The organism is Niveispirillum sp. KHB5.9 (assembly GCF_048066115.1).
Classification (GTDB): domain Bacteria; phylum Pseudomonadota; class Alphaproteobacteria; order Azospirillales; family Azospirillaceae; genus Niveispirillum.
This window is the reverse complement of record NZ_JBLTYX010000016.1, coordinates 16370-26985: the sequence shown is the minus strand read 5'-3', so window position 1 is coordinate 26985 and position 10616 is coordinate 16370. Positions and strand designations below refer to the sequence as shown.

The 10616-nt window shown below is 65.9% G+C and carries 11 protein-coding genes; 10 read left to right on the top strand and 1 reads right to left on the bottom strand.

Annotated elements, in window-relative coordinates:
- Positions 1–64 precede the first annotated feature (64 nt).
- From ACM9HJ_RS22190 to ACM9HJ_RS22165, 6 genes are all read left to right on the top strand, one after another.
- On the top strand, positions 65–1597 hold the full coding sequence (locus ACM9HJ_RS22190) for a tryptophan halogenase family protein (protein ID WP_416573951.1): 1533 nt from the start codon (positions 65–67) through the stop codon (positions 1595–1597).
- Positions 1594–3030: a tryptophan 7-halogenase gene (locus ACM9HJ_RS22185; RefSeq protein WP_416573950.1), complete on the top strand. Its 1437-nt coding sequence runs from the start codon at positions 1594–1596 to the stop codon at positions 3028–3030. The genes ACM9HJ_RS22190 and ACM9HJ_RS22185 overlap by 4 nt, the downstream gene beginning before the upstream one ends.
- A complete protein-coding gene (locus ACM9HJ_RS22180; RefSeq protein WP_416573949.1) occupies positions 3027–4544 on the top strand; it encodes a tryptophan halogenase family protein in 1518 nt (505 codons plus the stop codon). The genes ACM9HJ_RS22185 and ACM9HJ_RS22180 overlap by 4 nt, the downstream gene beginning before the upstream one ends.
- Positions 4541–6046, top strand: coding sequence for a tryptophan halogenase family protein (locus ACM9HJ_RS22175; protein ID WP_416573948.1), 1506 nt, complete (start codon positions 4541–4543; stop codon positions 6044–6046). Before ACM9HJ_RS22180 ends, ACM9HJ_RS22175 begins: the two co-directional genes overlap by 4 nt.
- 338 nt (positions 6047–6384) lie before the next feature.
- Positions 6385–6582: a hypothetical protein gene (locus tag ACM9HJ_RS22170; RefSeq protein ID WP_416573947.1), complete on the top strand. Its 198-nt coding sequence runs from the start codon at positions 6385–6387 to the stop codon at positions 6580–6582.
- A complete protein-coding gene (locus ACM9HJ_RS22165) occupies positions 6579–7226 on the top strand; it encodes a hypothetical protein (protein WP_416573946.1) in 648 nt (215 codons plus the stop codon). Before ACM9HJ_RS22170 ends, ACM9HJ_RS22165 begins: the two co-directional genes overlap by 4 nt.
- Here the strand turns inward: ACM9HJ_RS22165 and ACM9HJ_RS22160 are convergent.
- Complete coding sequence (locus ACM9HJ_RS22160; protein ID WP_416573945.1) at positions 7196–7813, bottom strand: LysE/ArgO family amino acid transporter; 618 nt, start codon at positions 7811–7813, stop codon at positions 7196–7198. The two genes, ACM9HJ_RS22165 and ACM9HJ_RS22160, sit on opposite strands and share 31 nt — an antisense overlap.
- Positions 7814–7878: 65 nt before the next feature.
- Here ACM9HJ_RS22160 and ACM9HJ_RS22155 point away from each other — a divergent pair, with 65 nt between their 5' ends.
- The 4 genes from ACM9HJ_RS22155 to ACM9HJ_RS22140 all read left to right on the top strand — a co-directional run bounded on the left by ACM9HJ_RS22155 (position 7879) and on the right by ACM9HJ_RS22140 (position 10572).
- Positions 7879–8349: an Lrp/AsnC family transcriptional regulator gene (locus ACM9HJ_RS22155; RefSeq protein ID WP_416573944.1), complete on the top strand. Its 471-nt coding sequence runs from the start codon at positions 7879–7881 to the stop codon at positions 8347–8349.
- Positions 8346–9239, top strand: a complete 894-nt coding sequence (locus ACM9HJ_RS22150; RefSeq protein ID WP_416573943.1) for a DMT family transporter — start codon at positions 8346–8348, stop codon at positions 9237–9239. Before ACM9HJ_RS22155 ends, ACM9HJ_RS22150 begins: the two co-directional genes overlap by 4 nt.
- A gap of 218 nt (positions 9240–9457) precedes the next feature.
- Positions 9458–9871 carry an MbcA/ParS/Xre antitoxin family protein gene (locus ACM9HJ_RS22145; RefSeq protein ID WP_416573942.1) on the top strand — a complete coding sequence of 138 codons (414 nt, stop codon included), beginning with the start codon at positions 9458–9460 and terminating at the stop codon, positions 9869–9871.
- Positions 9868–10572, top strand: a complete 705-nt coding sequence (locus tag ACM9HJ_RS22140; RefSeq protein WP_416573941.1) for an RES family NAD+ phosphorylase — start codon at positions 9868–9870, stop codon at positions 10570–10572. Before ACM9HJ_RS22145 ends, ACM9HJ_RS22140 begins: the two co-directional genes overlap by 4 nt.
- Positions 10573–10616 lie beyond the last annotated feature (44 nt).

The window sequence follows — 10616 nt, the reverse complement described above, 5'->3', positions numbered from 1 at the left end:
GCGGCGCACACTCATTGACGACCAGGAGAAGTGAGCGTTAACATTTTCAGTAACGGGAGGAACAATGAAAATAAATAATACAAATACACCACCCAAGGTTCGCGTGCTGATCGTAGGGGGTGGTACGTCCGGATGGATGGCTGCGTCAGCGCTGTCAGCGAAGCTTGCGGGCACGGGCGTGTCGATCCGGCTGGTGGAATCGGCGGAGATCGGCACGGTCGGGGTGGGGGAGGCCACGGTGCCCCATATCCGGCATTTCAATGCCAGCCTGGGGTTGGACGAGGCCGATTTCATGTCGCGCACGGAGGCCACCTTCAAGCTGGGGATCGAGTTCCGCGACTGGGGCCGCAAGGGTGACGCCTATGTCCACCCCTTCGCCGCCTTCGGGCGCGATATCGGCGGGGTGCCCTTCCATCACCATTGGACCCGCGCACACCGCGCCGGCCGCACCCCGGCGGGCGGTCTGGACGATGTGTCCCTGCCCATCCAGGCGCTGCGCATGGGCCGATTCGGCCACCCCTCCCCCGATCCCTCCAATTTCTTCTCCACCTTCTCCTATGCCTACCAGTTCGATGCCGGGCTCTATGCCGCCTATCTGCGCAGCTACGCCGAAGCGCGCGGCGTGGTGCGGACGGAGGGCAAAGTGCGCGAGGTGGCGCTGCGCGACGACGGGCATGTCGATGCCGTGGTCATGGAAAGCGGGGAGCGGATCGAGGCCGACCTGTTCGTCGATTGCTCAGGTTTCCGTGGTCTGATCATCGAAGGGGCGCTGAAGACCGGGTATGAGGATTGGACCCGCTGGCTGCCCTGCGACCGGGCCGTCGCCGTGCCGTGCGCCAATGACGGGCCGCCATCGCCCTATACCCGCGCCACGTCGCGCGAATCCGGCTGGATGTGGCGCATCCCGTTGCAGCACCGGGCCGGCAACGGCCATGTCTATTGCAGCGGCTTCATCGATGATGACGCTGCCGAAGCCGCCTTGCTGGCTCAGTTGGAGAACCCGGCCCAGGCGGCACCCCGCCGTCTGCGCTTCACCACCGGCAAGCGCAAACGGCAATGGGTGGGCAATTGCGTGTCCATCGGTCTGGCGGCCGGGTTCCTGGAACCGCTGGAAAGCACGTCGATCCATCTGATCCAGCTGGGTATCGGCCGGCTGCTGGACCTGTTCCCCACCAGCCCCGTCATGGACCCGCTGGACGCGGCGGAGTTCAACCGGCTGATGGCCCTGGAATATGAACGGGTGCGGGATTTCATCGTCCTGCATTATGTGGCGACCCAGCGCGACGACACGCCGTTCTGGAACCATTGCCGCACCATGGCGATCCCCGACAGCCTGGCCACCAAGATGGAACTGTTCAAGCAGCGCGGCGTGGTCACGCTCTATCGCGACGGCATGTTCCTGGAACCCAGCTGGCTGGCCGTCTATCTGGGCCAGAACATCCTGCCCGATCAGGTGGACCCCCGCGCCGCCCTGGTCGCGGATGCCGACGTGGACCGGGTGATCGCGGCGGAGATCGAAAGCTGCCGCCGGGCCGCCTCCAGCATGCCCCTGCAAAGCGAGATCCTGTCCCGTTACCGTATGCAGGTGCCGGCATGAACCCGCTGCACGATATCACCATCGCCGGGGCCGGCGTCACCGGCTGGCTGGCAGCCGCCGCCCTGGCCCGCAACCATGCCGGGCGCGGCGGGTCGGTCACCGTCGTTCCCCTGCCCGGCGCAGATGACAGCCTGGACCCGTTCGGCCCCGTCGCCCAGGCATTGCCCGGCAATGTCGAGGATCTGGCGAGCCTGCTGGGCCTCAGCCCGGCCGACATCATGCGCGCCGGCGGGGGCGGGTTCAGCCTGGGTACCGCCTTTCGCGGCTGGGCCGGCACAGGCTCCGTCAGCTTCCTGCCCTTCGGGGAGACGGGGGCCGATCTGAACGGGGTGGCGTTCCCGCATCTGGTCTGGCGGGCACGCGCCGCCGGGGCCCAGGTGCGGATGACCGATTATTCGCTGGCCACCCTGGCCGCACAGGCCGAGCGGTTCGCCCTGCCCTCGCCCGACATGCGCTCCGTCCTTTCCACCCTGGCACCGGGTGCCTTCATCGATCTGCGCGGGCTGGCGGCGCTGGCCAGGGCGCAGGCGCTGGCGGCGGGGGCGCGGCTGGCCCCTGCCCCGTTGTCGCATGTCCGGCGCAACGAGGATGGCGGGGTGGCCGCTCTGGTTCTGGCCGATGATAATGAGGTTTCCGGCGGCTGGTATATCGATGCCACCGGCCCCCGTGCCCTGCTGGCCACCCAAGGCAATGGCTGGGTAGACTGGCAGCACTGGCTGCCCTGCGATCGCTACATTGTGGAACAGGCGGCGGCCGAGGGCACGCCACCGCCCTATGCGCTGCATGGCGCCGACAGCGCCGGCTGGACCCGACGCCTGCCGCTGCGTCAGGGGGCCTGGGTCACGAAGCTGGGGATCGAGGGTGGACAGGGCTTCACCAGCGGCCGGCGGGAACGGGCCTGGCATGGCAATGTCCTGGCGCTGGGTGCCGCCTCATGCCTGATGGACCCGGTGGGCGGTACGGCCCTGGCCCTGCTGATCTCATCCATCCGCCGCATGCTGGCGCTCTATCCCGTAGCGCCGGGTGAAGGGCCGGAGGCGGGTGATTTCAACCGCCAGGCCGTCGATGAGACGGAACGGGCACGCGACTTCCTGATCCAGCGCTTCCGGTGCAATGGCAAGCTGGGCGAGCCCTTCTGGGATGCCGCCCGCCGCATCGAACCGCCGGAGCCGCTGGCCCACAAGCTGGCACTCTATGAAAGCCGGGGCCGCATTCCGCTTTATGACGGGGAGCTGTTCGGGCGGGCCGACTGGATGAACATGCTGGACGCCGCCGGCATCCATGCCCGGCGCTGCGACGCGCAGGCGGCTGCTTTGTCGGACACGGATATCATGGCGCATCTGGAAAAGCTGCGGGGGGTATTGCTGCGGGCGGCCGGCAATCTGCCCAGCCATGCCCAGGCGCTGGCCCGGCTGCTGGGAGACGCGGCATGACGCGAGCCCCCGATCCCATCCGCAATGTCGTCATCGTCGGTGGCGGCACCGCCGGCTGGATGGCGGCCGCCGCCCTGTCACGCCTGGCCGGCAACGGCGTCACCCGCGTCACCCTGGTGGAAAGCGACGAGATCGCCACGGTCGGCGTGGGCGAGGCCACCATCCCGCCCATCCGGCAGTTCAACGCGCTGCTGGGCCTGGACGAGAACGACTTCATCGCCCACACCCAGGGCAGCATCAAGCTGGGCATCGTCTTCGACGGCTGGACCCGGCCGGACCACCGCTATCAGCACCCGTTCGGGTCCTTCGGCTTCGATATGGAGGCGGTGAAGTTCCACCAGTTCTGGCTGAAACTGCATTCCCAAGGCTTGGCGTCCGGCATCGACGATTACAATCTGTGCGCCACGATGGTGAACAAGGAGAAGTTCACCCGGCCGGTGCCGGACCCGTCATCGGTCCTGTCCCAGATCACCTATGCCTTTCATTTCGATGCCGGGCTTTATGCCGCCTACCTGCGCCGCTATGCCGAGGCGCGCGGCGTTACCCGGATCGAGGGCAAGGTGGCCCAGGTCCCCCTGGACCCGGAGAGCGGGTTCATCCAGTCCGTGGTGCTGGAAAGCGGCAAGCGGATCGAGGGCGACCTGTTCATCGACTGTTCGGGCTTCCGCGGCCTGCTGATCGAAGGGGCGCTGCAGACCGGGTATGAGGATTGGACCCATTGGCTGCCGTGCGATCGGGCGCTGGCGGTGCCATCGGCCAATGTCACCCCGCCCAAACCCTATACAAGGGCCATGGCCCGGCCCGCCGGCTGGCAATGGCGCATCCCGTTGCAGCACCGCACCGGCAACGGCCATGTCTATTGCAGCCAGTTCACCACCGATGAGCAGGCGGCCGACATTCTGATGTCCAATCTGGAGGGGCCGGCGCTGGCCGATCCCAAGCCGCTGCGCTTCACCACCGGCCGGCGCCGCAAGATGTGGAACCGCAATTGCGTGGCCCTGGGGCTGGCCTCGGGTTTTCTGGAGCCGCTGGAAAGCACGTCGATCCACCTGATCCAAGCCGGCATCTCCAAGCTGCTGGCCCTGTTCCCCGACCGGTCCTTCAACCCGGTGAACGAGGAAGCCTTCAACCGCCTGTCCCAGATGCAGTTCGAACAGGTCCGCGACTTCATCATCTTGCATTACAAGGCCAATGGCCGCCCGGAACCGTTCTGGCAACGGGCAGCATCCATGTCGGTCCCCGATAGTCTGCGGCACAAGATGGAACTGTTCCGCGCCTGCGGTCGGCTGTTCCGGCATGAGGATGATCTGTTCGCCGAAAGCAGCTGGATCGCCGTGTTGCTGGGCCAGGGGGTGACGCCGGAACGCTGGGACCCGCTGGCCGACACGATCGATCCCGGCCTGGTCCGCCACAACCTGGACCGGCTGCGCACCGTCTTCACCCGTGCCGCCGATGCCATGCCAAGCCATGGCGAATTCCTGGCCCGCACCTGTCCCGCGCCGAGGCAATCATGAGCGACCGCCGCATCCGCCGCATCACCATCGTCGGCGGTGGCACCGCCGGCTGGATGAGTGCCGCCACCCTGGCCCGCGTCCTGGGCCCCGATTATGCCGAGATCACCGTCGTGGAAAGCGACGAGATCGGCACGGTCGGCGTGGGTGAGGCCACGATCCCGCAGATGGCCACCTTCAACCGCATGCTGGGCATCGACGAGGACGAGTTCCTGCGCGCCACCAGGGGCAGCATCAAGCTGGGCATCCAGTTCGTGAACTGGGGCAAGCTGGGTCACACCTATTTCCACCCGTTCGGCCATATCGGGGTGAATATGGAGGGCGTGTCCTTCCATGCCTTCTGGCTGCGCCTGAAACATCTGGGGCTGGTGGACAGGATCGAGGATTGGTCGCTGCAATCCACGGCCGGCGCGCGCGGCAAATTCATGCGCGCCATCAATGCCGGCCGCTCGCCCTTGTCGGAAATCGCCTATGCCTTCCATTTCGATGCCAGCCTCTATGCCCGCTATCTGCGCCAATATGCCGAGGCCCGCGGCGTGGTGCGACGGGAGGGGCGGATCGTGCGCGTCCATCAGCATCCGGAAACGGGCTTCATCAATTCCGTCGAGCTGGCCGATGGCGGACAGGTCGGGGGCGAACTGTTCATCGATTGCTCCGGCTTCCGCGGGCTGCTGATCGAGGACACGCTGAAGGCCGGTTTCACCGACTGGTCGCACCATCTGCCCTGCGACCGGGCCGTGGCCGTACCATGCGAGGGGATCGAAGGGATCGAACCCTATACCCGCGCCACCGCCCACAAGGCCGGCTGGCAATGGCGCATCCCGTTGCAGCACCGCATCGGCAACGGCCATGTCTTCTGCTCGCAATATATCAGCGATGACGAGGCGATTTCGGTGCTGCTGTCCAACCTGGATGGCAAGCCCACGGCCGACCCGCGCATCCTGCGCTTCAAGGCCGGGCACCGCAAACAGGTGTGGATCAAGAACTGCGTGTCGATCGGTTTGGCGTCGGGCTTCCTGGAACCGCTGGAAAGCACGTCGATCTGGCTGATCCAGAGCGGCTTGTCCCGGCTGATGGCCATGTTCCCCGACCGGGATTTCGACCCGGCCACCATCGCCCGCTACAACCGCATCCTGACCACCGAATACACGGAAATCCGCGACTTCATCATCCTGCATTACAAGGCCACGCAGCGCACCGACAGCCCGTTCTGGGATTATTGCCGGGAAATGCCGGTGCCGGAACGGCTGGCGGAGAAGATGGCCGTGTTCATGGACCATGGCCGTACCTTTCGGGAGAATGAGGAACTGTTCAACGACACCAGCTGGTTCGCCGTCATGCTGGGCCAGCTGATGATGCCCAAGGGATACGACCCCGTCGCCGATGTGCTGAGCCTGGAGGAGACCAAGGCGCGGCTGGCCCAGATCAAGGACGCGGTCAGCAATTCCGCCGATTACATGCCCACTCACCGGGAATTCCTGCGCCAGAATTGCCGGGCGGATTGAGGGGGCATTCGGAGTTGGCGCGGGGCGAACTCCGGCCATGTGCAACGTTGCGCAACGGAATTTACGGGGTGTTTCAGAGGTGGGAGCGGTCGGAGTCTGAACTGGGCCCGCTCCGAATGCTCTCGCCCGAACTGTCGGCACGGGTGATGCGGACATGGGAATGGCATTGATGGACACAGCATAGCAAACCATGCTGGAAAAGTCAGCTTTCCCCTGCCCCTCACCCTTGGCTTTTGTGCGCTTGCCCGAACCCGGAACCTCGGGCAATCTTGAATCCATTACCGGCAGCGTCGAACGTCGCCCATATGATCCATGACCACAGATCGGGAGATGCCCCCATGTTCATGACGATAGCCGAGCGTAACAAGCGGATCCTGGAAGCCATCGAGGCCGGAAACGAGCGTATGCTGGCCACCAAGGGACTGGCCCGCAAGACCCTTATCGAAGAAGGAATTTATACGGAGGAAGGCGAGCTGACGCCCGAATATGGCGGCCCGCCCCGCAAGGATGGCGGCAAGGGCAAGGATGCCGCGTGAGCCGGCTGGCCACTTCCTTCGTCCTGGGATATCACGGCTGCGACGCTGCCGTTGCCTGCAAGGCCGTGCTGGAAGGGGCCCGTATCCTGCAAAGCGATCGGGACTATGACTGGCTGGGTCCTGGCGCCTATTTTTGGGAGTCCGACCCAGTACGAGCTTTGGAATGGGCCAAATGGAAAGCATCACGCGGCGATTATAGTAATCCAACCGTTATCGGGGCCGTGATCGACCTTGGGAACTGTCTCGACATGGTTGCCAGGGAGAGTATCGAACTGTTCAAGGCAGCCCATAGATCCTTCATTGGGTACCATGAACTAGCGGGTCTCCCTGTACCGGAAAATAAGAGCCCCAAGGGCAGCAAAGATAATGACCACCTGTTGCGTTATCTTGATTGTGCCGTATTTCGGCATTTACATGAGATGATCAGTATGAAGGCGAATACTCCTGCCTTTGATACGGTCCGGGGCATGTTCGTAGAGGGTGGGAAGGTCTTTCCCGGCAGCGGGCTACACTATAGAAGTCATGTACAGATCGCCGTCCGCAATCCGGACTGTATCAAGGGCATCTTCTATCCGCTGGAACTGGGTGTGCCCGCCACGTCCGCCGGTCCTTCCTACCCCCAAACCGCACTGCCCAGCGTATAGAGCCCCAGTGCCGCCAGCAGCACACCCGTGCCGACATTGATCCAGTGCACCGTCCGGCCGGTAACCCGGCTGCGCAGCAGGGTGATGCCGCCGCACAGCACCACCCACCAGAGCAGCGATCCCAGGAAGATGCCGCCGACCAGCGTGCCATCCTCCACCGGCCCCTTCGTGTTGCCGAAGCCGACGACCAGCGTGCTCATGCCCAGGATGGTGACGGGGTTGGTGGCGGTCAGGAACAGGCCGGAGAACACCGCCGCCGGCAGGTTGCCGGCCACGGGCTCGGCGGCCAGCGGCTTGGGTTCCCGCGTCAGGCTGTGCCCGGCCACGATCAGCAGGAAGGTGCCGCCCACCAGCTGCAACAGCCTTATATTGGCGGTGATCATGTCGATCACGGCGGTGATGCCGAAGGCGGCGATGCCGCTGAAGAACGCATCGGCCAATGCCGCCCCCAGGCCGGTGGCCAGCCCGGTGGACAGCCCGCGTTCCAGTGACCGGCGGATGCAGAGCAGGCCGATCGGTCCCACCGGGGCCGCGATGATCACGCCCAGCACCACGCCCCGCCAGAAAATCCCGATATCGTCCAGCAAATCCAGACCCTTCCAACCTCAACCCGTTGGCGACGGCGCCGACATCCGGTTAGGATGGCGCCACGATGCCAGACCGCGCCCCTTCCCCCCTCGACCTTCTCGACGAGATCGGCCTGCACCTGCTGCGTGAATTGCAGCGCGATGCACGGGCCTCATTCGCCGACCTGGCCCGCCAGGTGGGGCTGACAGCCCCCGCCGTCGCCGAGCGCGTGCGGCGGCTGGAAGCCACCGGCCTGATACAGGGCTACCGGGCGGAGGTCAACCGCGCCGCCCTGGGGCTGAAGATGACCGCCTTCGTGCGGCTGCGCACCTTTCCCGGCCGCGATCCGGCGCTGGAGCTGTTCCTGACCGACCGGCGCGAGGTGCTGGAATGCCATCTGGTGGCGGGGGAGGACAGCTATCTGCTGAAGGTCGGCGCCACCGACGTGCAGCATCTGGACCGGCTGCTGACCGCGATGTCGAAATTCGGCACCACCCATTCCACCATGGTCCTGTCCACCCGCATCGCCACCCGAGAGCTGGAGCCCTTCGCATGAGCGCCGTGAGCGCGGACACCAGCCCCGCCGCCATCCGCCGGGCCACGCTGGTCGGGGGTACCGCCATCCTGATGTGGTCGACCCTGGCGCTGCTGACCGCGCTGGCCGGACCCGTGCCGCCCTTCCTGCTGGTTTCCCTGTCTTTCGGGCTGGGCGGGCTGGTCAGCGTTGCCGTGCTGGCCGCCACCGGCCGGCCGCTGCTGGCGGTCCTGCGCCAGCCGCCCCAGGTCTGGGCGCTGGGGATCGGCGGCCTGTTCGGCTACCATTTCCTCTATTTCCTGGCATTGCAGACGGCACCGGCGGCGGAAGCCAACCTGATCAACTATCTGTGGCCGCTGCTGATCGTGCTGTTCGCCGGCCTGCTGCCGGGGGAAAAGCTGGGCAAGGCACAGCTGGCCGGCACGGGGGCAGGGCTGGCCGGAACCCTGCTGCTGGTCACCGGGGGCAAGGGCGTGTCGGTGGAGGCGGCATATCTGCCGGGCTACCTCGCGGCGCTGGCGGCATCCGTCACCTGGGCCGGCTATTCGGTGCTGTCGCGCCGGTTCGGCAAGGTGCCGACGGAGATCGTGGCCTTCTTCTGTCTGGCCACGGCGGCGCTCGCCGTACCCTGCCACCTGCTGTTCGAACAGACGGTGTGGCCGCAAGGCGCGGTGGGCTGGGGCATCATTCTTTCCATGGGGCTGGGTCCGGTGGGCCTGGCCTTCCTGGTCTGGGACCATGGGGTCAAGCGCGGGGACATCCAGACGCTGGGTGCTCTGTCCTACACCACACCCTTGCTGTCCACCGGCCTGCTGATCGCGGCGGGCCGGGCGGAACTGAGCCTGCCCGTCATCGGCGCCTGTTTGCTGATCGTCGGCGGGGCGGTGGTGGCCAGCCGGGGGTTGCGTTAGAGCGATTTTCCTTTGACTGGAAAACCGCTCCGGCGGCGACTGCCGCCGCGGCGCACATGCGCCGTCAAGCCAAGCCGCGGAGCGGCGCCGGCGCTTGAGGAACTGAAAAGCTAGAGCGTGTTTCCGGTCAACGGAAACACGCTCTAAGCGCGGCTGAGGGATTGCGTAACTTGCCAATTGGCATGAAACTGCTATCCTGATGCCAAAGGAGAGCGGAGATGCGGTTCGCGACCATCCAATCGACCCAGGCCAGCCCCCAGCTTCCCGCCATCACGGATGAGGAGGCGGCCGCCCTGGGGCGCACGATCGTGAACCTGTTCCGGGCCTGGGCCCTCAGCGATGGGGAGGCGCGGACCCTGCTGGGCGACATGGCTCCGCGGACCTGGGCCCGCTGGAAGCTTGGCGATATCGGCCGCATCGATCGGGACCTGCGGGCCCGGATGGCCATCCTGATGGGCATCCACAAGGCCCTGCGCTATCTGTTCGCCGAGCCGGCCCGCGGCTATGCCTGGATACGCAAACCCAACGAGGCCTTCGCCGGCCAAAGCGCGCTCGACATCATGATGCGCGGCGAGATCACCGACCTGCTCGACCTGCGCTTCTATCTGGATGCCGAAAGGGGCGCCTGGTGACGGTGCCGGTCCGCCGCGTCGTCTGGCCCCGCACCGTCCGCGTCATCCGATCCATCCATCCGCCCATCGACCTGTTCGAGGATATCGCCGACCCGGCGGACTGGGAGGCCCTGGCGTCTGCCGAAGCCAAGTTCAACCCGCGCATCCGCGATGGTATCGGTGACCTTTCCAAGGTGCCGGTGGCCCGGCGCGTCACTGGTCCCGGGGCCAGCTGGGTCATGGCCCCCTTTGTCCATTGCTCGACCCTGCGGCCCGGCCGCTTTTCCGACGGTGCCTTCGGCCTTTATTATGCCGGCGACCGGACGGAGGTGGCGATCGCCGAGACCGTCCACCACCATGCGCGGTTCATGCGGGCCACCGCCGAACCGCCGGGCTGGACCTCGCAGTTCCGTGAACTGATCGGTTCGGTGGATGCCGATCTCGACGATGTCGCAGGCCGGGCCGACCTGCTCGACCCCGTGGATTACGGCCCGTCCCAGGCATTCGGCGCCACGCGCCGCGCCGCGGGGTCCAACGGCATCACCTGGCCCAGCGTGCGGTATCAAGACGGCCAGTGCATCGCCCTGTTCTGGCCGGACGTGATCCCGATCCCCACACAGGGCGCCCATTTCGCCTATCACTGGAATGGCGGCGAGGTGGATTATGTCAAGAAACTGGATACGGGCGAGGTGTGGCGGGTCATCGGCCGGGAACCTGCCTGAACAAGGAAAAGGGGGCGCCGCCTGCGCGACGCCCCCTTTTCCAT